Annotated in this window: 18 protein-coding genes; 2 read left to right on the top strand and 16 right to left on the bottom strand. The window is 53.9% G+C overall.

The window, feature by feature from the left end; translation table 11 throughout:
- The 5 genes from RW092_RS10875 to RW092_RS10855 all read right to left on the bottom strand — a co-directional run.
- Positions 1–293, bottom strand: a 293-nt coding sequence (locus tag RW092_RS10875) for a 23S rRNA (pseudouridine(1915)-N(3))-methyltransferase RlmH (RefSeq protein WP_316010200.1), incomplete at its 3' end; no start/stop codon positions are given.
- A gap of 176 nt (positions 294–469) precedes the next feature.
- Positions 470–637 (bottom strand): CxxH/CxxC protein, encoded by a 168-nt coding sequence (locus RW092_RS10870; protein WP_009223395.1) that lies wholly within the window; start codon positions 635–637, stop codon positions 470–472.
- Positions 638–814: 177 nt separating this feature from the next.
- Positions 815–2236, bottom strand: coding sequence for a CAP-associated domain-containing protein (locus RW092_RS10865; RefSeq protein WP_316010199.1), 1422 nt, complete (start codon positions 2234–2236; stop codon positions 815–817).
- Between the two features lie 130 nt (positions 2237–2366).
- Positions 2367–4064 carry a glycerol-3-phosphate dehydrogenase/oxidase gene (locus tag RW092_RS10860; protein ID WP_316010198.1) on the bottom strand — a complete coding sequence of 566 codons (1698 nt, stop codon included), beginning with the start codon at positions 4062–4064 and terminating at the stop codon, positions 2367–2369.
- 105 nt (positions 4065–4169) lie between these two features.
- Complete coding sequence (locus tag RW092_RS10855; RefSeq protein WP_016314542.1) at positions 4170–5438, bottom strand: S1C family serine protease; 1269 nt, start codon at positions 5436–5438, stop codon at positions 4170–4172.
- Positions 5439–5842: 404 nt separating this feature from the next.
- Between RW092_RS10855 and RW092_RS10850 the strand changes: the two genes are divergently transcribed.
- Positions 5843–6052, top strand: a complete 210-nt coding sequence (locus tag RW092_RS10850) for a hypothetical protein (RefSeq protein WP_016314543.1) — start codon at positions 5843–5845, stop codon at positions 6050–6052.
- A 68-nt stretch (positions 6053–6120) separates the two neighbouring features.
- On the opposite strand, the gene RW092_RS10845 is transcribed toward RW092_RS10850, so the two are convergent.
- The gene (locus RW092_RS10845; RefSeq protein WP_176221971.1) at positions 6121–7002 is read right to left on the bottom strand and encodes an AraC family transcriptional regulator; all 882 of its coding nucleotides are present in this window, start codon (positions 7000–7002) and stop codon (positions 6121–6123) included.
- 135 nt (positions 7003–7137) lie between these two features.
- Between RW092_RS10845 and RW092_RS10840 the strand changes: the two genes are divergently transcribed.
- A complete protein-coding gene (locus RW092_RS10840; protein ID WP_316010197.1) occupies positions 7138–8535 on the top strand; it encodes a family 4 glycosyl hydrolase in 1398 nt (465 codons plus the stop codon).
- A gap of 298 nt (positions 8536–8833) precedes the next feature.
- Here the strand turns inward: RW092_RS10840 and RW092_RS10835 are convergent, their stop codons facing one another.
- The 10 genes from RW092_RS10835 to RW092_RS10790 form a co-directional block, all read right to left on the bottom strand.
- Positions 8834–9640, bottom strand: a complete 807-nt coding sequence (locus RW092_RS10835) for an MBL fold metallo-hydrolase (RefSeq protein ID WP_009223382.1) — start codon at positions 9638–9640, stop codon at positions 8834–8836.
- Between the two features lie 9 nt (positions 9641–9649).
- On the bottom strand, positions 9650–10399 hold the full coding sequence (yycI, locus tag RW092_RS10830) for a two-component system regulatory protein YycI (RefSeq protein WP_016314548.1): 750 nt from the start codon (positions 10397–10399) through the stop codon (positions 9650–9652).
- A gap of 312 nt (positions 10400–10711) precedes the next feature.
- Positions 10712–12109 carry a YycH family regulatory protein gene (locus RW092_RS10825; protein ID WP_316010196.1) on the bottom strand — a complete coding sequence of 466 codons (1398 nt, stop codon included), beginning with the start codon at positions 12107–12109 and terminating at the stop codon, positions 10712–10714.
- Positions 12106–13929 (bottom strand): cell wall metabolism sensor histidine kinase WalK, encoded by a 1824-nt coding sequence (gene walK / locus RW092_RS10820; protein WP_028539287.1) that lies wholly within the window; start codon positions 13927–13929, stop codon positions 12106–12108. The genes RW092_RS10825 and walK overlap by 4 nt, the downstream gene beginning before the upstream one ends.
- Position 13930: 1 nt before the next feature.
- The gene (gene yycF / locus RW092_RS10815; protein ID WP_028539288.1) at positions 13931–14650 is read right to left on the bottom strand and encodes a response regulator YycF; all 720 of its coding nucleotides are present in this window, start codon (positions 14648–14650) and stop codon (positions 13931–13933) included.
- Between the two features lie 316 nt (positions 14651–14966).
- The gene (locus RW092_RS10810; protein WP_028539289.1) at positions 14967–16514 is read right to left on the bottom strand and encodes a M23 family metallopeptidase; all 1548 of its coding nucleotides are present in this window, start codon (positions 16512–16514) and stop codon (positions 14967–14969) included.
- 243 nt (positions 16515–16757) lie between these two features.
- On the bottom strand, positions 16758–17456 hold the full coding sequence (locus tag RW092_RS10805) for a hypothetical protein (protein ID WP_016314553.1): 699 nt from the start codon (positions 17454–17456) through the stop codon (positions 16758–16760).
- Between the two features lie 174 nt (positions 17457–17630).
- The gene (locus RW092_RS10800; protein WP_085169955.1) at positions 17631–18917 is read right to left on the bottom strand and encodes an adenylosuccinate synthase; all 1287 of its coding nucleotides are present in this window, start codon (positions 18915–18917) and stop codon (positions 17631–17633) included.
- A gap of 352 nt (positions 18918–19269) precedes the next feature.
- Positions 19270–20976, bottom strand: coding sequence for a methyl-accepting chemotaxis protein (locus tag RW092_RS10795; protein WP_410055531.1), 1707 nt, complete (start codon positions 20974–20976; stop codon positions 19270–19272).
- A gap of 79 nt (positions 20977–21055) precedes the next feature.
- The gene (locus RW092_RS10790; protein WP_316010194.1) at positions 21056–22717 is read right to left on the bottom strand and encodes a pyridoxal phosphate-dependent decarboxylase family protein; all 1662 of its coding nucleotides are present in this window, start codon (positions 22715–22717) and stop codon (positions 21056–21058) included.
- Positions 22718–22820: the final 103 nt, after the last annotated feature.

Here is a 22820-nt window from a genome sequence, read left to right as displayed (position 1 = left end):
AATAAGTCGAGCCGGTCGATCTCCGCGGCCAGCTCCTCCGAGCTCCAGAGCTGGCCGTCAATCGCGAGCGCGATAACATGCGCATCGCTCTTGATCTGCGCGAGGATGCGTTCACCCTCGCGCTCCTTCACGCCGATGAGCTCCGCCTCGCTCATCGTCTCCGGCGCTTTCTCGTCGGGCACCTCCACGACTTGAAATTTCACATAAGGCGCCAGGCGTTTGGCGTATTCCGCAATGCCCTGGACCAGATATTTTTCCTTCAATTTACCAACCGCCACGATTTGAATCTGCACCGTAACACCCTCCGTTATCGTCCGTCCAAAGTCCAAAAACTCAGATATCTAAAAAAACAAGCGGGGCCCGCATCCCCTGCCGTCGCCCCGTTTCTTTGTGTCTCATTCCGTTGTGTGCCTCGCCAGTCACCTGTCAGTCACCTGCCACCGGTCCAGCACCTTCACCTGCCCCGCACTTACACCACCAAAAACCGCGCCTCCTGGTCACATTCCTGACATTTCACCGGCGGCTCCCAATCAATAAACTTGGTGTGCTCCAAATCGACCACATCCGGGGCATCCTCAAACTCATCCACGAACATATCGATGGCCAGTTCCACATGATCTTTGCAAACGACGTACATAGTCAAAGCATCCTTTCTCTGTACCGCACTCCTGCGGCCGACTTACGTATTAACAGGTGGTCCTTTATCTTTTCTACCATACTCCGTGCAAAAAAGGAACCGCCCCGTCAATTCCGGCAAGCGGTCCCTTCCCCTGCTGGCCAACCCAACCGAACAGGCAGAGATGGCCGAACAGGTTTACAACGGCGTATAGAAGTTTTGCGTGTAGTACGTTCTGTAATCGCTGCTGCTGAGCCCATCTACCGCACCCACACCCAGCATCGTGAATACAGGCTCCAGCATATTCTCCCGGTGACCCCAGGAGTTCAGCCAGCCATAATGTCCGTCGATGGCATCCAGGTAACCGGCGGCGATATTTTCACCCCAAGCCCGGAACTGCGGAATTCCGCGAGCCATCATGCGGTCACCGGCCGACTTCCCCTCAGGATTATCATGCTCAAAATAATTCCGTTCCGCCATATCCCGACTATGCCCGCGCGCCACCTCAGCCACCGATTCATTCCAGCTCAGCACGCCTAAGCCTCGTTGCGCCCGGAACGAATTGGTCAGGTCAAAAATCTCCCGCTCCGTCGCCTTAAGCGACTCCGGTGTATTCGGCGCATACACATGGCTCTCCGTAAACTTTTGGTCCATCAGCAGCACGCCGTCCACGCGGTACTTCTCGTGCTTATCCAGATACAGGTTGATGTACAACCCTCTCGGCGTATACGTCTCGACATACTCCCTCGGCGGACGCTCGCTCTTCTTCCAAATACTCGCCAGGCTGTTCCGCAGGTTCTCCAGCCCTTTCTCCGCATCAGGCGCAAACTGCCACTCGTCATGATTACCAAACAAGCCAACAACCTTGCCGTCCGCTACGCCCACCTGCGTATAATGCTTGTAATCCTTATTATAGATGTACCATTCCAGTCCATAGTTCGTAACATCCTTGCGCGCCGGCTCGCCGAGCAGCTCCATCACGCGTTCTGTCGAATCGCCGATACCCACGCCCTTCAGCTGGATTTCCGGTTTGATCAAATCCGGGCTGGTCGCCTTAGGCAGCGTCAGCTTCAGCCGATACAGGAACGTCTGCGCTTCCGCCCGCGACACCGCATCTTTAGGCGCGAAGCCTTCCACACCGGCACCATTCTTCCCTTGGGCCAAGCCTTGCGCCAGAATCCATTGGACTGCCTCATCTTCGCTTAAGCTCTGCCCATAAAAAGCCGCCATCAACCGAGCCACGGAACCGCGTGTAATCGGCTCGTTCGGCTTGTCGCTCACCGGCCATGCCAATTCAGAGGCCAAGTTGTAATACGGCGTATACCAGGCCTCCTGCTCATTCACCTGATCCAGCTTGATCTCGGGATAGGCCCGCACCAGCATGCTTAGAAACTCCGCTTCTGTCACCGACTGCGCCGGGCGGAACGTGCCGTCCGGATACCCGTCGGTCACTCCATTGTTCTTCGCCCACATGACTTTGTCATAAGCCCAATGGGTTGCCGGTACATCTGTAAAGTTCACCGCAGCCGCTTGTACCGCGGATCCCGCAGCCAACCAGGCGGCTCCGAACCCCGCGAGAATCACCAATCCGCGAATCCCGCGCTTCATTCCATTCTTCATGAACCCCTGCCCTCTTTCCATCCTCGATCTTTTGGCTTGCTCTTTTCGATGTAATTCGACAGATCGAGGGGAAAATCCTTGCAGCAGTTTTTTACATTTATTTGCATTTACATGCTGATTATCAAATGATTTACTCTTCGTTTATAGGGAAAACCGCCTCCGTCAGTGCCTGCTCCAATTCTTCCGCCCGCCGGCGCTTCACATCCTCCGGCCAGTTGAAATACAGGGACATTTCATCGATGACCGATGCCTTCCAACGCCGCACCCAAGCGATGTCAAATAACAAAGCCCCGGTTCTCCGCACAAAAAAATCCACCGGCGTCATCGCCATCTCCGCTTCTAAGGCATACCGCAGCGGAACCGCTACTTCCAGCGGGAGCTGAGCTCCACCGGACGAGTCAGCAAGCACACCCGCAGTCAGCGCATCATCGGCTATAGCCAGCAGCCGGTCCACGTTGGAGCCGTATCTGGCCGCCCATTTGGCCGCAAGATCCTGCGGAATGCCCCGCTCCGATGCTTCCAGCACCTTGCGCGTCACGAAGCCGGGCAGCCCTTGCGAGCCGCCCACCTGCCCGCCGGAGATTGGCAGCAACCGGGTTGCACAAGGGGTGAAGCTCCGTCCGTATTCCCGCTTCAGCTTAGCGGCCACCCGGTCCACGACCAGCTCCGCCATCTTGCGGTAGCCGGTCAGCTTGCCGCCGGCGATCGTGATCAGGCCGGACGCCGACTCCCAAATTTCATCCTTACGTGAAATTTCCGAAGGCGATTTGCCTTCCTCATAGATGAGCGGACGCACGCCGGCCCAGCTGGACTCCACGTCTGCCGCCGTGATCGCCAGCCCGGGGAACATGCCGTTAATCGCATTCAAGATATAATCGCGATCTGCCTCTGTCATCCGCGGATGATGGATCTCGCCGTGGTACACCGTGTCCGTTGTGCCCACGTAGGTCTTGCCATCGCGCGGAATCGCAAACACCATACGGCCATCCGGCGTATCAAAATACACCGCCTGCCGCAACGGAAACCGCCCCTGGTCGAACACCAGGTGCACGCCTTTGGTCAGCTGCAGCATTTTCCCCTGCTTCGACCCGTCCATCTCGCGCAGCGCATCCACCCACGGGCCTGCTGCGTTGACGATCTTCCGGGCGCGCAGTTCATACGTCCGCCCCTCGGCCAGATCCGTCACCTCAGCGCCCACCAGCTGCGCGCCTTCGTACCGGAACCCGGTCACCTTGGCATAGTTGACCGCCATCGCCCCACGGGCCGCTGCTTCCTTAAGCACTTCAAGGGTCAGGCGGGCGTCGTCCGTGCGGTACTCCACATAATACCCGCCGCCCAGCAGACCGTCTTGCTTCAGCAGCGGCTCTTTCGCTAACGTCTCCGCTGCCGACAACATGCTGCGCCGTTCCCCGCGCTTCACCCCCGCGAGGAAGTCGTACACCCGCAGCCCCAACGACGTGCTGAACCGGCCAAACGTCCCACCCCGATAAATCGGCAGCAGCATCCATTCCGGCGTGGTCACATGCGGACCGTTCTCGTAAACGATCGCCCGCTCACGTCCTACCTCCGCCACCACACCGATCTCCAGCTGCTTCAGGTAACGCAAGCCGCCATGGACCAACTTTGTCGAACGGCTTGACGTTCCCGCGGCAAAGTCCTGCATCTCTACCAGACCTACCCGCATTCCCCGCGCAACTGCATCGAGGGCGATTCCAGCTCCGGTAATTCCGCCGCCCACGACCAATAGGTCCAGCGGCTCCGTGGAACCCGCCATTTGCTCTAACAGGTGACGCCGATGCTTACCCGAAAACGAAAAGGCACTGCTCATCTCCATCCTCCTTCAGCTCCCGCAAAAAAAAAGATTCCTCCCCCACTCCAGTCGCTTCTATACTAACGTCTGTCATGACTTCGGAATCTCTCCATGAAATATGCTTTATTCGTTATCGTCTAACCCTTGTTCGATTTCCGTATCCGACGGCTTATCGGTCAGCTCCAGGGTTACTTTCTCTAAGTTGCCGTCACGGTAATACGTAACCTCCAACTCATCCCCGATCTTCTTATGCTCATACAAATACCGGCGTAACTCTAACGTCGATTTGATCGGTTGCTTATCGAGTTGGGTAATGACATCGTTTAATTTCAATCCCGCTTTCAGTGCCGGGCCATGCGCCTCCAAGACGATCACCCCTGCGGTGACATGGTTCGGCAGGTTGAGATCTTGGCGCTGCTCGTCAGTAATCGGAGAATAGCGGTTGTTGAGGTCCAACGTGTAGACGCCCATATAAGGACGAACTACCTTCCCGTGCAGGAGTAAATCGTCGACCGTCTTCATGACTTCATTGACCGGAATGGCAAAACCCAATCCCTCAACGCCCGTATCGGAAATCTTCATCGTATTGATGCCGATCAGCCGACCGTTCAGATCAACCAGCGCTCCGCCGCTGTTGCCCTCATTAATAGCCGCGTCCGTCTGGATCACTTCCTGCTCCCAATCGTACACACCATCCTGGTTCAGCGACACCGGGATCATCCGGCTGGTGTAGCTCACGATCCCGGAGGTCAGCGTCCCTCCAAGACCCAGCGGATTGCCAACAGCAATGACCGTTTCCCCGGCCCGCAATTTCTTCGAATCGCCAAGCTCGATCACCGTATCGATACCTTGTCCGTCGATGGCCAGCACCGCAATATCGTTGATCGAATCCTGTCCGATAACCTCGGCTTTACGTGAGGATCCGTCGCTTGTCACAATTTCCAGATCACTTGCACCGCTAATGACATGTGTATTCGTTATAATGAAGGCCTTCCCTTTTTCTTTCTTGAAAATCACGCCCGAACCCAGCGCCGCCTGCTCCGGATCGCCATCCGACAACTCTCCATGATTGAGGATGCTCACCACAGCAGGTGCAACCTTGGCCGCCGCAGAGCTGATCCGATCGAAAGGATCGCCGGTATCCGACAGCAACACTGCACTGCTGGTTGCCACATGTCGGTTCGATGAGGAAGGAAGCCCCGTAATGAAACTGAATAACAGCACGGCCACGACCGCACTAAGAACGGAAGAGATTAAAGAGATCTGTAACGTGGACAGCTCCAGGCGATGCCTGCGCGACCTTCCGCGCCAACGCCGCAAGCTACCGCCTTCGGACAACCGCATACGCCCCGGAACTTTGGTGGAATAAAAGTCATCGTCAAACCATCCCATCTCTATTCTCCCCCTCCATCATGCTTCCCAAAAGGACCGGCATCATCACATGCCATCTGCCCCAGGCACAGGTCCCCTTCAACTTTATGCCGTCACAGCAAAGCCATATTCATGTGTAGCCTTACTTTTATTAACGCCATGAACCGAAGATAGGTTGCCTGAAATTTGAGAAGTTTGCCGCTTTTTTTACTGAAAACTGGAATGTTTGACCATACACCTGACTACACTATATTAATGCGATAGATTGATAGATTTATTTTACCATATTTTGATGGTTTAGAAGCAGAAATTGAACAGAGAAATGACGGCAATTTTAACCAACTTCCGCTGGCTACATCATCGCAGACCAAGCGAAGAAACATCATCACCGTGCGCCTTGTACGGTCATCTGAGGGAGGTAAACCATGGATTCCTATTATTCCACACCGATGAATGAAGTGAATGTGCTCGCCAAGCTGGCGGATATGAAGGAGGAGCATTATCACCAGCTGGTGACTTTAAGCGCTATTATGGAGCTGCTTATAGAGAAGGGGATCTTAACCCGGGAGGAAATCGAGAAAAAAGCGCTCGAAATCGACGGCTTCATGACCCCGCCCCCCTATCCCACCGTTTAATAAGCAAGCCTGACCGTCTCTTAAGTACGCACCAAACCCTTCCGTCTATAGACGGAAGGGTTTTATTTTTACCGCACTCCCGCTCCGCCGCTAAACATCCGCTGCTCGCGCCGGTAGCTTTGTGGCGATACCGCCTTGGCCTTCTTAAACACGCGGCCGAAGTGAGTGCCGCTTTGATAGCCAACGCGGTATGCGATCTCGGTCACGGGCAGCTCCGTTTCGCGCAGCAGTGCGCATGCCTCCTCGATCCGAACGCGGTTGATGTAAGCGACCAACGTCAGCCCGGTGACTCTGGGGAACAGATGGCTGAGGTAATATGGGCTGAGATGAAAGCGATCGGCGAGTTCACTTAGGCTGAGATTCTCGTCATAATGCGTATTGATGTAGCGGGCCACTTCGGCGATTTCCCGATAGGGGCGCTGTTCGCCCCCGTCTTCCCCATCATAACTCGGCCGGCCGTTCGTCATGCGGAGCAGGTGAAGCAGCAACTCCGCCAACAGCAGTTGGCAATATTCCTCATATCCAACGGCCTGCTGCTTCTGCTCTGCCAGCATACGAGCGAACAGCGGTTGCACAAGCTGCTGCTCCTCGGCGTTTAAACGAAGAACTGGGTACTTTGCAAAAAGTTGCTCCAGCGCTTCCTCCCTTCCGGGCAGCAACGCGTTTACCACCTCCGTACGGAAGTTCACCAGAATCCGCTCATGCGGCTGCGACAGCTTCCCCGCGGGTGACGTCTTATGCAGGACATTCACCGGAATCAACACGAGATCGCCCGCGCTGATGCGATAAATTTGATCCTTGATGAAGTAACACCGTTCTCCGGATACCAGATAATAAATCTCCCAAGCATCGTGAAAATGCTCCCCATCCATCGAGAACCGCCCGGGTTGCTTCGCCGCTTCGATAAACAGCCTCCGGCGAATCGGTGCTAATTGTCCTTCCAACGTCATTCTGCTCCCTCCCACCACGCGCATCTAACGACAGCAAAAAATGTAGAATATCCGCTCAAATCAACAAAATTGGTGCAGTAACCTTTCTATTTTTGCTCTATGTTTATTGTAACATCAATCAAGGGAGTGAACGTTATGCAAGAAGCCACCACGGTCAAACATTTGAAAATCGCCTATATCGGCGGCGGTTCCCGCGGCTGGGCCTGGGGGTTAATGAGCGACTTGGCTCTGGAACCGGCGCTTTCGGGACATGTGGCCCTATACGATATCGACTTTGCGGCAGCCCAAGCGAATGAGATCATTGGTAACCGTTTGCAAGATCATCCGGATGCAGTGGGACGCTGGCGTTATGAAGCGGTACAGACGCTGCCAGAAGCGCTGAAGGGTGCCGACTTCGTGATCATCTCCATCCTTCCCGGAACGTTCGAGGAGATGCGCTCCGACGTGCATGCGCCGGAGGCTTACGGCATCTATCAATCTGTCGGCGATACCGTCGGCCCGGGCGGAACGATACGCGCGCTGCGCAGCATCCCGATGTACGTAGAAATCGCTGAAGCCATTCGCGATCACGCCCCCAACGCTTGGGTCATCAACTACACGAACCCGATGAGCGTCCTGACCCGCACGCTGTACGAAGTGTTCCCGGACATCAAAGCCTTTGGCTGCTGCCATGAGGTCTTCGGCACACAGGAGCTGCTGGCGGAAATGCTTGAAGACATGGCGGGAGTGACCGGTGTCCGCCGCCAAGAGATCGAAGTGAACGTGCTGGGGATTAACCATTTCACCTGGCTGGACCGCGCTTCCTATCGCTGTACTGATCTGTTCCCGCTGTATCAGGGTTTTGCCGAGAAGTATGCCGAAGAAGGCTTTAGCACCCATGGGCACAAAGACCACTGGATGAACAACAGCTTCGCCTCCGCGAACCGCATTCATTTCGACCTGTTCCTCCGCTTCGGGCTTATTGCCGCTGCCGGTGACCGTCATTTGGCCGAATTTATGCCCAACACCTGGTATCTGCGAAGCCCTGAGCATGTGAAGCAGTGGAAATTTGGCCTGACGACCGTCGACTGGCGGATCAACAATCTGCAGAAGCTGCGGGAGCGCAGCCGTCGTCTGGTTGCCGGCAAGGAGACGTTCACGCTCAAATCCAGCGGTGAGGAAGGGATCGCGATGTTGCTCAGCTTAACCGGTGCCAGCGCCCCGATGATCACCAACGTCAACCTGCCGAACCTCGGTCAAGTGGCTTCGCTGCCGCTGAACGCCGTTGTGGAGACGAACGCCGTATTTGGCGCAAACAGCGTCCAGCCGGTGGTGGCGGGCAGCTTGCCGGAAGACATCAACAATCTGGTGAGCCGGCACGTCTACAACCAGGAGACGATTCTGAAGGCCGCCTTAACCAAGGATCGCGACTTGGCCTTCCGCGCCTTCCTGAATGACCCGCTGCTCTCCACCTTGACGCCTTCGCAAGCAGAGGAGCTGTTCACCACGATGCTAAACAACACCAAGGCGTATTTGCCAGGGTGGAATCTATAATACAAAGACCGCCTGGGGATCCCATTCCAACCAGGCGGTCTTCTTATCTTCGTGGTCAGTAAATGTAAATGTACGCGAAAAATCGAATACATTTCGCCATTTTCGTTGATTTCGACCAAATCTATTCGATTTTTCATACACATTCTCGCCTCAGAAGGGCAATCGACCGAATTCTATATGAAAAATCGAGTACAAATCAACGTTTTCCTCATCCGCAACACAATCTACTCGAAAAATCATACAGATTTCAGCAAACAGGTCCGCTTGATGCTTGATCAGCCACAGTTCCTCCCGCCGCCTACCGCTCACTCACGACATCCCACGGCGTCGGCCGATCATAGTACGTGTCGCATAGCTTGAACTCACTGTCTTTGAAGAAGCAACCGCGATCCTCCATGGCGCTGCGAACCGCCATCTTGGCTAGATCAAGCATATTGTGCTCGCGGCTGAGGTGAGCCAGATACGTCCGCTTCAGACGGCCGTTCAGAATTTCGCTCATCAGTTCCCCGGTCGCGTCGTTGGACAAGTGACCCAAGTCGCCGAGGATGCGCCGCTTGATGTTCCACGGATATCGTCCCATCCGCAACATCTCGATATCGTGGTTCGCCTCAAGCACCAGCACATCGGCATCATATATTGCTTCCTTCACCTTGTCGCTGGCATAGCCCAGGTCGGTGCATACGCTCAGCTTCTCCTTGCCGTCGTAGAAGTTGTAGCCCACCGGCTCGGCAGCGTCATGCGAGATGGCGAACGATTCTACACGGAGCGAGCCGAAATCGCGGGTTTCCCCGGTCCCCAGGATACAGCGTTGGTCGTCTGCGAGGTTCCCAATCGCCTTTTCCATAGCGGCCCACGTCTTCTCGTTGGCGTATACCGGAAGATTGTATTTTCGCGCCACCGCACCTAACCCCTTGATATGGTCCGAATGCTCATGCGTAACCAGAATGCCTGTCAAATCCTGCCCGCTTACCCCGCGCTCCATCATCAGCTCCTCGATGCGTTTGGCGCTAAAGCCGGCATCAATCATCAGTGTGACTTCCCCATTGGCCACTAGTGTTGCATTTCCCGTCGAACCACTCGACAGCACCGAAAATCGGATCCCCATAGTCTCCCATTACTCCTTCGTTTTCTCTGTGTTCGGACTAATGACATCACCGCTGATGCCCTGTACGTAATACTCCTTGCCGCTCTCCAGCATAAAGCGCCATGCCGGAGCAGCCGGCAGATGCGCGTCCGAATCGAACACCTCGCCGTAATAACCCAGCTCAACCTCCGTGACCACCGAGCCTTCCGGCAAGAAATTCTCAATCAGGTTGCCCAGCGCCTTGGAGGCGGAGAGCACACGCTGCGGCTTCTCCTCCTCCGGATAACTGATCTCAATCGCCCGACGCTGGTACGAAATGATCTTCTGATTGCTGCCCAGCAGCTTAAGCTCGATTTTGAAAAGCGGCCATTTCCCGTCCACCAGCGGGTGCAGAACGAACACGTCGGCGCTGCTCGCTACTTCATCATAGCGGTAATCCCCGATGTCCGGGATGCTGCCCTTGAGTGCAGCTGCTAACTCCCGCGGCGAAAAAATCAACCTGCTGTCCACCGGCACCGGCAGCTCGACCATCTTGCCGCTTTGCGCATCGTCTAGGAAACGGTAAGCGATTTTGGGCAGCTCCGGCGTTTCCGTCGGAATTTTGGCCAGCACGCGAATATTCTTCTCGTCCATTGCCTGCTGCGTGTTATTTTCCAGGGCGGTGATATCCAGGTTGGAGTCGGCCTGCTCCCGCAGGTCGTTCCACAGTTGATAACCCAACACCAGATTCAGCAACAAGAAGGCGTAAATCAACACATTTTTCGCCCGTCCCCAATCCATGGTTCACCCCCCTTTCGTTAAAATCATGTTCACATCAATTTAACGGACCGTAGTGACGTTAATGATGGTTTTCCCGACGATTTCCCAACCGAACGGACTCCAGTGACCTTATTACCCTCAAATGAAGTACATTACTATCGTATCAACCGAATAGCGTCTTCTGGGTCCGTTAGCGTGAAGATCCATCAAGTTTTCGTCCTAATAACGGCACCTGAGTCCGTTAGAAGAACGAGTTTATCGTCTACATCTCAGACCTACACTACCTTCACCCTACCACCAGCACCAACCATCAACATCTGCCTCGGCATCACACTACCCCATGGGAGCACTAATCGCAGCCGTGCTGGAGCCATCCTCAGCTTCGTCAGTCTCATCAGCTTCCTCCATATCTGCTCCAGCCTTCTCCACCGCTTCCAAGCTGAGCACCCGAGTCGCACCGTTGCTGAGCTCGACAACCCAAGTTGGCTTCAGCAGCAACCCTTGCTCGGTGAGGGAAGGCAAGTATGCTGGATATAGGTTAGCGATCCACGCTTCCGCCTTTAGCGCCGCGATGCTCTCCCGCAACGCCTTGCCGCCGGGCAGAGAGACGACTTTCTTCTCCCAATTGCCGCCGGAGCCGTAAATCAACGACCGTTCATAGCCGGTGATGGTGCCTTGACGCATTTCCAACGAGATCGCTCCGTAATGGAACGTCGACAGGTCAAGGATCGGGAAAGAGCCAAATTGCCCTGTGCCGTAATACTGCTGGAACACCACCCGATGCTGGTCTTCCTCAACGCCTTCCGTCGTTTGCTCCAACCGGTAAGTTCCATTCCAGCCGCCATGTTGGTTGACGAAGTCAATCGCCGACAGCACGTTCTTGCTTGGGCTGTTCTCGCCCGCTGAAGGTGCGGCCGGATCGGTGTAGTTGATCCAGTTTCGGTTCTGCTTGACCTGAAGGCTGCGTTTACTGTCGGTGTAGATTTCGGAGCCGTCTTTCTCCCGGATGTACCGGGTGATGCTCGGATCAAAGAACAAGCTTCGCTGCATCTGCTCGGTCGTATATAACCCGATGTTCAAGCCGGTTTCAACCAAATCAATCGACTTCTCGGGGACATAATACCCATCCGTTAACGTGTACGGCACCCAATCCTTACCGAAATCCACCTGTTGCTGCACGTCCTGCACCGTCAAGTCGGCTTTCGTTGCCTCGTAGACCACATCGCCTCGCGAGCTAAAGAAGAACACCCGCACCTGATCGTCGCTGCCCGAGTTAAAGATCATCAACCGGTTCACGCTCTCCGCGTCAAACAACGGGTCCGGTGCGATCTGCATCACCTTCTGCAGCAGTTCTACAGGAACGCCTCCGCCAAAGTCCAGTTCCACCCCGATATCCTTGCTGCGAATCTCCGTCCAATTCATATTATCGATGTCATAGCGCTGGAACCCGTCGAACTGACGGCCCTTCAGCCGGTTATAAATCAACTTGTAGAACGTCGAATCCGGATAAAACACGGTGTGCCGTTCCTCACCCAAATGCACGGCGATATGCGCCGGAAAGAGCATCACATCGGCTTCCAAGGTGGTTCCCATGTTCTCCGTACGGATATAGTCACTCTCCGACTTGACCACCGGATTGCTGCCCGGCAACTGATAGATAAGAAAATAACTCTGTACCAAACTGCACGCGACCAGCAAGGCCAGCGTCAGCGATTTGACCTTCTCTTTCACCGCGCTTCGCCTCCTTGCTTCTCCGCCGGCAACGTAAAGGTCACCTTCGTGCCTTTGCCCAATTCGGACTGCAGAGAAATGGTCCCGCCGTGGGCTTTTACAATTTCCCGGGCAATGGATAGGCCGAGGCCCGTCCCGCCCATATTCCGTGAACGCGCCTTATCCACGCGATAGAACCGTTCAAAAATCCGGTCCAGGTCCTTCTTTGGAATCCCGATCCCGTTATCCTGCACTGAAATGGCCAGTTGGCGGTCATCGGTTAAGCGAGCTTCTAGCGCTATGACGCCGCCCTCCGGCGTATATTTCATCGCATTGGAGAACAGATTGTCCAGCACTTGGTCAATCTGGTCGCGGTCAATCCAGGCCGTGTCCACGTCACTGGCAATAAACAACGTGGGCTTGATCTCTTTCTCCTGCATCTGAAAAGAAAACCGATCCACCACATCCTCCAGCATCTCCATCACGTTCGTCGGCTGCTTTCGCAGTTCGGCCTCATGCGAGTCGAACCGCGACAAATGCAGCAGATCTGTGACCAGACGGATCATCCGCTCGGTCTGGCTCTGAATCACGGACACGAACCGCGGTCCAAGCTCTGGATCCTCCATCGCGCCATCCTCCAGCGCCTCGGTATAGCTCTTGATCGTCGTCAGCGGCGTCCGCAGCTCATGCGATACGTTCGCGACAAACTCCCGCCGCGACGCCTCCAGCTTCTCTTGCTCGGTAACGTCCTGGAGGACGGCGATCGTGCCAATGATCCCGATTTCCCGCCGATGGATCGGTGTAAACGTCACCCGGATCAGGAAGACGTCACCGTCCGGCCCGGTATTCTCCAGGATCGTCGAATGCATCGTTCCTTGCTCCAGCACGTCCCGCTCCTCATCTGGGAGGTTCAACAGCGACATGATATCGGCCCGATCGAGATCCTTATCCGATGTCCCCAGCATCTCGCTCGCACGCCGGTTCATCAGGATGACCCGGCCGGTCTCGTCGGTGGCGATCACCCCGTCGCTCATGTTCGTGAGGATCGAAGCGAGCTTCTCCTTCTCTTCCTCGTTCTGCGCCAGCGCATCGCGCAAACGGCTGGTCATGTAGTTAAATGCCTTGCTGAGTTGGCCGATTTCGTCATTGCCAAGCACCGGCATTTTCTGATGGAACTGCCCTTCAGCCACCGCCGTCGCCCGCCGCGTCAGCTCCTTAATCGGCGAGGTGATCGTATGCGCCAAAATCACACCTAATACCGCCGTCAACCCCAGCGCCAGCAAGATCCCGGAGATAAAAATATTGTTAATCCGCTCCATCGTACTGTACAGCTCGCTCATTGACGCTGCAATGTAAATAGCCCCGACGATCTTCCCGCCGCTGACAACGGGCTTGGCGACGACCTTCTTCCGGACGTTGTCCTCGTCGATAATATACTCCTCGTTATCGCGGATGCCCTGCAGAGCCCGGCTGACGACGGTCTGCGTGTTCTTCGTGCCGACGTAATCGGCATGGGAGGGCTTGGACGTCGTCAGCACCTTGCCGCTCGCATCGAGCACCTGAATCTCGGCCCCGCCGATATTAAACAAGTTGTTAACCAATACACGCAAATTCTCTAACGATTCCTCCGCCGACTCTCCAGTCACGCCCAGGTTTTGTGCCGCCAACACGGAGAGCAGCTCCGCTCGCTCCTGCAGCTCCTTGGTAAAGTTGCTGGTCAGCGAGGTCTTCATCGCGCTCACGAAATACACCCCGATCAGTTGCATGGCAATCAGGATGAGCAGCACGTAAATAATAATCAGTTTTGCCTGGATCGTGCGAAAAAAAGAGGGCAGATTCATTCTAGAGTCCACCCGCCTTGGAGCTTCGCATCATATACCCCAATCCGCGCCGCGTCAAAATGTATTCCGGCTTGCTGGGGTCCTTCTCGATCTTCTCGCGCAAGCGGCGAATCGTCACGTCCACCGTGCGAACATCACCAAAATACTCAAAGCCCCATACTGCTTGCAGCAAGTGTTCGCGGGTCATCACTTTGCCTGAGTTCTTCACCAGATAATGCATTAACTCGAACTCCCGGTGTGTCAGGTCCAGCGGCTCGCCGTTCTTATAGACCGTATACATATCCGTGTCGATAAACAACTCGAACAGACTGATGCCCTGCTTCGTGTCCTCCGCACCTTCGGCCGCTGCGGCAGCCTTCTGCTGACGCCGCATCTGCGCCTTCACTCGAGCTAACAGCTCCCGGGTACTGAAAGGCTTGGTCACATAATCGTCAGCGCCCAGCTCTAAGCCCAGCACCTTATCGATCTCTCCGTCCTTCGCAGTCAGCATGATGATCGGAGTCTCGAGCTTCGCCCGCACCTCCCGGCATACGTCCATTCCATCCTTGCCAGGCAGCATCAAGTCGAGCAGAATCAAGTCCGGTTGTTCGGAGAAGGCCAGCTGAGTGGCCTCAATCCCGTCGAAGGCAAGCACGACCTCATAGCCTTCTTTCTCCAAGTTAAATTTTAAAATATCCGCAATGGGTTTCTCGTCATCCACGACTAGAATTTTTCCTTGCATGAATCAAGTTCACCCCAACTTTCAGCCATGGGCTTTTGCTCCCTCTATCTTACCATATCTGGCACCGCATCAGCTATCTTCGGAGACGGTAACGATTGACAGCACGCATTCATCTCCTCCCTGTATACCTTTTACTGTCGCCTGTCTATGCGATTATCCCCTTGGCTCAGAGAGAAGATGGATCGATAGAATCCCATTGCTCTTATTTCCACCGCCTGATGAAACGGGATAATCCTCAAACAAAGGGAGCCAAAACCTATACCCGCCCAAATCCACAAAAAAAGCCCATCCCCCTTACAGGAGACGGACTCACATCTTATAGATATTTCAACGGATTCTGAATGCTGCCGTTCTTATGAATCTCAAAATGCAAATGCGTGCCGGTCGAACGCCCGGTGCTGCCCATGACGCCAATCTTGTCGCCCTTCTCGACGACTTGACCTTTCTTCACGCTGATTTTGCTTAAATGACCGTACAACGTTTCATAGCCATTCTTGTGGTCAATGATGATGCAGTTGCCATAACCCGACTTCGTTCCAACGAAGGTAACAACGCCGTCATCGGCAGCTAAAATGCTGCGGTTGGAGGAGACCAAATCAACGCCTTTATGCGTCCGTCCCCAACGTTCGCCGTAGCTGCTTGTCATTTTCGCGCTGGATACCGGCCAGGCAAACTGCCCGGTGCCCTCACCCAACACAACCTTCGTGCCGCGCACAACGATCTTCGGCGAAGACTTCTTCGTGACTTCCTGGCCCAGCCATTCTTCATTGACCACGATGCCGTTTTCCTTCGTGATCCTGTACTCCATGGTCTTGAGGCCGCTGGAACCTGGAGAAATCACTTTCGTTTCTCCTGCACGCATACTGGCATTCTTCTTAATGATCACCTGCGGTTCCGTAACAATTTCCTCTGTTACATGCTCCACCGTACGAACCGTTAGGGCCGGCTGCACCGCCTTCACGTTGAGCAACGTTCCAATTTGCAGCGTCAGCTCTTCAATCCCGGGATTGTTCGCAAACAACTCCTTCTGTGACACACCAAAACGGGCCGCGATCGACGAGATCGTATCCCCTTCCTGGACTTCATATTGAATTGCTGCCTCGTCCCCTTGAAGGATCTTTCGTACCGCTTCCTCTGGACTCATCACCTTGTTCGGATCGGCCTTGATCTCTCCCTGATTCACGTCTTCAGCGATTTCCACCGTTTCCAACGTTGCGCTGGAGGCCTTTGTTTTCGCTTGGGCTGACTTACTCCCGCCAGTTCGTTTCACTTTAGCAGCCAGCGTGCTGACAGCCACATCCGGTGCATATTTCGATTTCACCTGTTCCAGAACCTCTCGGGCGGCCGCCTGGTCCTTCACCACGGCGATCACTTTGCCGTCCACCTTCAGCTCCACACCTTTGGCGTACCCGGTTAGCATCCCGTACAGCTCGTCGAGCGTAGACTCCGCATCCACGTCAGCCTTGTAGGCCTGCTCCGGCTTGATGGTGATGCCCTCGGTATTCACTGCCATCTCCACATCCGGATATTTTTGCTTATATTCCTGCTCCTTACGTGCAATCAGAGCCTGTAATTGCGATTCACTTGCGATCGTGCCAATTTCTTTCCCGCCGACGTAAACCCGGTAATAAGATACCGTATTCGCCTTAACGTATTGCTGGCCTCCCCAATAGACCGCTCCGGCAATGACAACCACAGCGGCTCCGGCTAAGACAAGCTTGCGGGGCTTAAGAAGATCACGCCATTTTCGCCTGCTCTCTGGTTCGGATATCTCTGAATCGTTTTCCGGGCGGCTGTGTTGCTCTTGCGTCCGAGAGTCGTTCACGCGCCACAGCTGCCAGCGTTTTCCCGTAAAACCTTTCATACCGATCTCCTTTTATCCATCGACTCGATTCGACTTGAAATGGTTTCAAAATTTTAACCTTTAATCACTATTGATTACTTTAACACAGTGGGGTGAAAATTATCAACTTTCGGTCAAAAGCAAAGAACCCGCTTAACAAGCGGGTTCTCACGGTTTGGTCAGTAAGCAAGCTAGTTTATTGAATTTACAATCCTGTGAATGTTAGCGCTGACATTCCCTTTAGATCAGGCAATTAAAGCGATTTTATTTTTTTAACAATTCCATGACCTTGGCGTATTCCGTTTTATCCAAATGTTTTGACAGAACCTGTTCAATGTTAATCATTTCCGTTTCCGTCAAACCACCTTCCAGGGCGACAGTCAACATTTGCATTTCCTCTTGTGGCAGCTTCTTCATAAGGATCGCAAAAATTTCCTCCTTCTGCTGATCCGGCAGTTCCTTCTTCTTGGCCACGAGATCATCCGGCGTCACGACCACCTGCTGATCCTCGCCCATTGCTTCTCCGCCACTCATTCCGCCCATCACCGGCAAAGCATCCTCCGGTGCATTTTCATCTGTGGTGTTGGCGTCCTTCCCCTCCGTGCCTGGATCTTTGCCGCTAGCCGGGGTTCCATTCGTCCCCGTTGTCGCCCCCCCGGAGCTACCACTCTCTCCACTGCCGCCAGAGGATGAATCCGCCACATCGTCCTTCGTCTTGTCCGCACGGTTGTCTACTTTATCCTCACCTTTTGCCTGATCCGTACGGTTTGAGGCACCGCCTAGTCCCAGCATGCCCTTCATCATCCCGCTAAAGCTAGGAGCTTCTGCGGTGATCGGCAGGTTATAACTGCTGAGTAAAGATTGGATATACGAATTGACGATATATCCCGTTGTGGCCACGGTTAATAAACTAACCGCTACGATCGTTACGCATAATTTCAAGATCCATCCGAACCATTTCATCGTTTGTATCCTCCCACTGCCTAAGAATCTAGTCTCTCAACCTTCAGTATGGACGGCAAAACCAGATTTCAACCTAAGCAAGGAACCGAAACTCGAAAAAGAAACCGCCGACCGAGGATGAACACATCGCTCGTTCGGCGGTTTAGAAATCGTCTGAATCGTCTATCTATTGAATTATTCGTAGATTGGCAACACTTGATTGGTTTGACTGCGGTTCCGACCAACGGAGAAAATCGCGATAGGCACACCGGTCAATTCCGAGATCCGGCGGACGTAATTCCGGGTTGATTCCGGGAGGTCCTCCAGCGTTTTCGCCCCCGAGATATCCTCGGACCAACCCGGCATTTCTTCATACACAGCTTCGCATTCAGCAAGCACCTTGAGACTTGCCGGATAGTGGGTGATGATCTCACCGCGGTATTTGTAGCCGGTGCAGATTTTGACGGTCTTGAGTCCGGTCAACACGTCCAGGGAGTTCAGCGAGAGGCCGGTCAAGCCGCTGACGCGCCGCGTATGGCGGACTACCACGCTGTCAAACCAGCCTACCCGACGCGGACGCCCGGTAACCGTTCCGTATTCATGACCTGTCTCTCGGATCATGTCACCCACTTCGTCGAACAGTTCGGTCGGGAACGGACCGTCGCCGACACGGGTGGTGTATGCTTTCGCTACCCCAATGATTTGATGAATCTTCGTAGGTCCTACACCGCTGCCGTTACAGACTCCGCCGGCCGACGGATTGGACGAGGTTACGAACGGATAGGTGCCTTGGTCGATGTCGAGCATGACACCTTGCGCGCCTTCGAACAACACCTTCTGTCCGGCATCTATCGCATCGTTCAAAACCACTGACGTGTCCGCAACGTACGGACGCAGAAATTCTGCATATCCCAGATATTGCTGCAGCACTTCCTCCACGTCCAGCGGCTGCCCGCCGTAAATGGTCTCGATCAGATGGTTCTTCTCCTTCATGATGTGACGCAGCTTCGTTTCAAACTCCTCTGGGTCCATCAAATCCGCGATCCGAATCCCGTTGCGGGAAGCTTTGTCCATATACGCCGGCCCGATCCCTTTCCCGGTCGTTCCGATCTTGTTCTCTCCCTTACGTTCTTCCTCCAGCTTATCCAAGACCAGATGATACGGCAAAATCACATGCGCCCGGTCGCTGATCACAAGATTCTTCGTGCTAAACCCGTTCTCTTCCACGTAGTTGATTTCATCGATCAGGGCAGCCGGGTTGATCACAACCCCGTTGCCGATCACACAGCGTTTATTTTGATTAAAGATGCCTGACGGAATCAAGGTGAGTTTGTACTTCTTGCCGTCGATCAGAATGGTGTGACCGGCGTTGTTACCGCCTTGATAACGGGCCACCACATCGGCGCTTTCCGCCAAGAAATCCGTGATTTTACCTTTACCTTCGTCTCCCCATTGCGTTCCTACAACGACTACCGTTGACATGTACATTCCCCCGCTTGGTGCGTCAAGCACCTGTATTTGAACATTGCAAAAGACAGCCTTCGTCTTGCCGATGGCTTGCCGCCATCCTTAGGCTGATCCGACATTTTTCCATAATTGTACGCGCTAACAAACGCGCTGCTAACGTTAATCCGACCATCTATCGCTTTAACGCAGCAATACCAGTTTAACAGTCTCCATTTTTAAAGTCAAATTAAAAAGCGAACGATAATTATGTTTAATTTTACAAATGTTCGGAATTCCTGTTTTTAAAAAGAAGATGCCTCGCCGAATCCAGGCAGAGCCTAGATTGGCAAAGGCACCTTGAATCACTGAAATAATACGCAAATCTTGCTTAAAGTTTAAAAATCGCCACAGCCTGCTGCAAATTCTCAGACAATACCGAGAGCTGGCGAATCGCCCCGGCGATTTCCTGCATGGCTGCGCTCTGTTGTTCAGACGCGGCTGCGACCTCCTCGGAAGAAGCGGCCTGCTCTTGGGTCACGCCGGAAATTTGCTGTACCGAGGCGGAAATGCTGTGATAGGAGTTTTCCACCAGCAGCAACGACTGCAGCAGTTGATCGGTACGGGCCGAGAAATCGCTGATGCCCTGAAAGATTTCGCGGAAATTTTGATGTGTCTTGCTCATCCATTCCTGGCCCTCTTCAATTGCCCGGCTGCCTTCGCCGATGCTTTCTATAACGAGTCGGCTGTTTTCCTGCGTCCCGGCCACCAGTTCGGTAATCGACGAGGCAGCTTCAGCCGATTGCTCTGCCAGCTTGCGGACTTCGCCGGCGACCACGGCAAAGCCGCGACCCATTTCGCCAACGCGCGCCGCTTCGATGGAGGCATTCAACGCCAACAGATTCGTCTGCTGCGCGATCTCCGTAATCATATTGATCACTTCGCCGATCTCTCGGGAGTGATCCTCCAGTTGTCCGGCCATCGTTTCCGAGTGTTGCATGACCTGTTCGATCTTGTTCATATGACGCAGTGTCTCGTCCACCATGTTTTGGCCCTCGGACGATTGCTTGCTGACCTTCTCGGCAATAGACTGCATCGTGTTCACATCGGCGACAACGCCGCTTAACTGTTGTTGAATTTCCTGCACCGAGGCGGAGCTATGAGTGATCGATTCCACGACCTCGTTAATGCCTTCACTCATATTGTTCATCGAAACCGCCACCTGCTGTGCGCTTTCGCTGGACTCTTTAGCAACTTGCATCAACTGGGCGCTGGTTCCCGATACCTCGAGGGACGAAGCGGAAATATGACCGATTAACTGTTTCATATTCGAACGCATCGTATCAAACGCCTCCGCCAACCGACCGACCTCATCGCGGCTGCGAATTTCGATCTCCTGGGTCAAATCCCCGGTCGCAAAACGATCCGTCACCTGCACCAGCGTTCGGATCGGCTTCGCAATCATCCGGCCCAGCAGGTAAGCGAACAGCAAACCGATGACAAGAACCAGAATGGTGATCGCGATGCTGTACCATAACACCGCCGAGGCGGTTTCCGGAATGACAGAGGCATCAAGATCGATACCCAGCAGCCCGGCGTTCGTGCCGTTTTCATTTTTCAAAGGAACAAACATCGATTTATGTACGCCAAACTCATCTTTATAAATGCTGCTAATCGTTTCTTGGTCGTTGGTAATGGCCTGTTTCATCTCATCAGAAAACGGATATTCCAAATTGTAGTCGCCTTCGGTGTCAGACAAAGCGATGATGCGCTCCGTGCCCCCGTCGTTCGACAAGATATAGACGTTTTCCAAATTGTATAGGACCTTCAGCCGGTCCATTGCCTCACGGGTTTCCTGATATAACGGACTGTCGGTACCGTCGATTTCCAGCTTATTGCCTTCAATCCGCTCCAATTCGCTTTGGACGATGCGGATATCGCTCTCCAGCCGGTGGTCCAGCTCGTTCTTCAGCTTGTCACTCAGCGTGGAATTTACGATCGTAAGCAGTCCAATGAAACAAATCACCGCGATCAGGAGCAAGACTGCCGTACCTAACATAATTTTCGAAGAGATATGTCCGAACAGTAAACGTCTCATTTTATCTTTCACTGCGAGTTCATCTCCTGGGTAGTTTAATAGTTGCGTTCATCGCTAGGTCAAAGTCCTAAGTCATTCTTTAGTTCACTGCCGGTACACTAAATGCTTCACATACCTCCGTTACGCATTCCTTCAAATATTGCACGATTTCAGGCACATGCTCCGGTTGGGTATGCGGCGAAATGACAAAAAATTTGCTTACATACAGCGGAATCTCCCGGCCTTCGGACGAGCTGACCAGCAGATGTTTCTTCGTATCGCCAAAGAACATCCGGTCACGGCGTTCTCCCAGCTTCTCGAACAACCGCTCGTTAAGCTGGTTGTTGCGTTCAATCTCCTGTGCGGAGCACGTCCCCTTGATTTCGTCGGCAAACCGCGGGCATCCTGGCAAATAGATGCGGATCAGCGTAGAAATGCCCGGATTGTCCGGATTCGCAATGTCCGCCTGCGGAATTTCCGCGGTCAACTGCTCTCGGAATACCCGGTTCACTTCTAGGAACTGCCCTAACAAGCGCTGATACCCTTCTGTGCCAAAAGACAGCAGCAAGCTGTACATGCTGATCGAACTTGCCATCCGGGAGCATTCCAGCGTATAGCCGGTATGGTACTCGCCATAACCCCGGTGACCGACGTACGGCGTATCCTCCGCTTCCAGATCCATGAGCTTAAGATCGGCAGCATTTTTCAAGAGGAACAAACTAGATACGTACGGAGCCTGGCCCAGCTTCTGAAAATCAAAGCAGAGGGAATCTGCAAGCGAGAGCATCTGCATTTTCCGCCGGATCGGCTCCAGCATGGCGAGGACACCTTCGCTGAACCCCAGCGGATTTTGCTCCATATCGTAGTCGTTAAAGAAGGCAAAGAAACCGCCTAGAGCTGAATCCGCATGGATATGCGGGCATGGCAAACCGAACCGATCCGCGTTTTCCTCTGCGGCGGCACGAATTTGTCGGATATCGTCAATCCCAATCGCATCCGTCGTTCCGGTTGTAGCTACGATATATACCGGCACGCCCCCCATTCGGGAAACGGTCTCCAGTTTCCGTTTCAAATCGGCAATGTCCATCGAGCTGTCAGGTAAAGTTTTGACCTTCACCAGTCGATCGCTGCCCAGCCCGGTAGCTTCCACCGATTTGAGCAAGCTGTAATGGGCTGCCTCGGAACAGAAAGCGAACAGGTTGTTGGGAACCCCCCGCTTCAGTGCGTCCGGCACCGCTTTGGCAATCGCAATACGCAGACCGGAAAAGACTGCTCCTTGCCCGCCCCATGTCGTATAGCCTCCACTGGTTGCCGCATCATAGCCGACAAGCTTGGACATCATGGCGATGACCCGAACCTCTGCTTCGGCACCGGCTGGCCCATAGACATCCCAAAGGTTGTTCCCATTGACCAACATGGCCGTCAGCATCCCCAGCATGCCGGGAATCGAAGCCATCGGCAAAATATTCGTAAAAAAGTATTTCGTATGATAGGGATGGCCGTGCAGTAACTTGAGTAACTCTTCGTTGACATTTTCCATCGGGGCACCTACTTGGGGGATCTCGCTTTCCGCCGCCAGCTCGCCATAGAAATTCGCATCCCGCCGCTTCTCCCCTTTCAAGTTAACGCCTTCGGGGTCCTTCAACTCATCTACGCCGCGAACCAGTTGTTCGATTAGATCTAACATTCGCTTCTGCTGTGCCGAATTTCCGTCTTCACTTGGGAACCAATCCCGTACATCTGGCTTGCCGTTCATTTCCATCTTCATCCTCTCCCATACCTCTATTTGAGTTCTTTCTCTACTGGATCACGAAGTTGAAGAAGCTCGTCCGATTGCTTGAATGAGAACTTATAATTTACACCCT

The organism is Paenibacillus sp. 3LSP (assembly GCF_032465655.1).
GTDB lineage: Bacteria > Bacillota > Bacilli > Paenibacillales > Paenibacillaceae > Fontibacillus > Fontibacillus barengoltzii.
This window is presented reverse-complemented; position numbering and strand designations above follow the sequence as displayed.

Bases quoted from the DNA above. Each gene is read 5' to 3' on its own strand.
- RW092_RS10870 (WP_009223395.1), bottom strand. From the start codon at position 637: ATGTACGTCGTTTGCAAAGATCATGTGGAACTGGCCATCGATATGTTC.
- RW092_RS10865 (WP_316010199.1), bottom strand. From the start codon at position 2,236: ATGAAGAATGGAATGAAGCGCGGGATTCGCGGATTGGTGATTCTCGCG.
- RW092_RS10860 (WP_316010198.1), bottom strand. From the start codon at position 4,064: ATGAGCAGTGCCTTTTCGTTTTCGGGTAAGCATCGGCGTCACCTGTTA.
- RW092_RS10855 (WP_016314542.1), bottom strand. From the start codon at position 5,438: ATGGGATGGTTTGACGATGACTTTTATTCCACCAAAGTTCCGGGGCGT.
- RW092_RS10850 (WP_016314543.1), top strand. From the start codon at position 5,843: ATGGATTCCTATTATTCCACACCGATGAATGAAGTGAATGTGCTCGCC.
- RW092_RS10845 (WP_176221971.1), bottom strand. From the start codon at position 7,002: ATGACGTTGGAAGGACAATTAGCACCGATTCGCCGGAGGCTGTTTATC.
- RW092_RS10840 (WP_316010197.1), top strand. From the start codon at position 7,138: ATGCAAGAAGCCACCACGGTCAAACATTTGAAAATCGCCTATATCGGC.
- RW092_RS10835 (WP_009223382.1), bottom strand. From the start codon at position 9,640: ATGGGGATCCGATTTTCGGTGCTGTCGAGTGGTTCGACGGGAAATGCA.
- yycI (WP_016314548.1), bottom strand. From the start codon at position 10,399: ATGGATTGGGGACGGGCGAAAAATGTGTTGATTTACGCCTTCTTGTTG.
- walK (WP_028539287.1), bottom strand. From the start codon at position 13,929: ATGAATCTGCCCTCTTTTTTTCGCACGATCCAGGCAAAACTGATTATT.
- yycF (WP_028539288.1), bottom strand. From the start codon at position 14,650: ATGCAAGGAAAAATTCTAGTCGTGGATGACGAGAAACCCATTGCGGAT.
- RW092_RS10810 (WP_028539289.1), bottom strand. From the start codon at position 16,514: ATGAAAGGTTTTACGGGAAAACGCTGGCAGCTGTGGCGCGTGAACGAC.
- RW092_RS10805 (WP_016314553.1), bottom strand. From the start codon at position 17,456: ATGAAATGGTTCGGATGGATCTTGAAATTATGCGTAACGATCGTAGCG.
- RW092_RS10800 (WP_085169955.1), bottom strand. From the start codon at position 18,917: ATGTCAACGGTAGTCGTTGTAGGAACGCAATGGGGAGACGAAGGTAAA.
- RW092_RS10795 (WP_410055531.1), bottom strand. From the start codon at position 20,976: ATGAGACGTTTACTGTTCGGACATATCTCTTCGAAAATTATGTTAGGT.
- RW092_RS10790 (WP_316010194.1), bottom strand. From the start codon at position 22,717: ATGGAAATGAACGGCAAGCCAGATGTACGGGATTGGTTCCCAAGTGAA.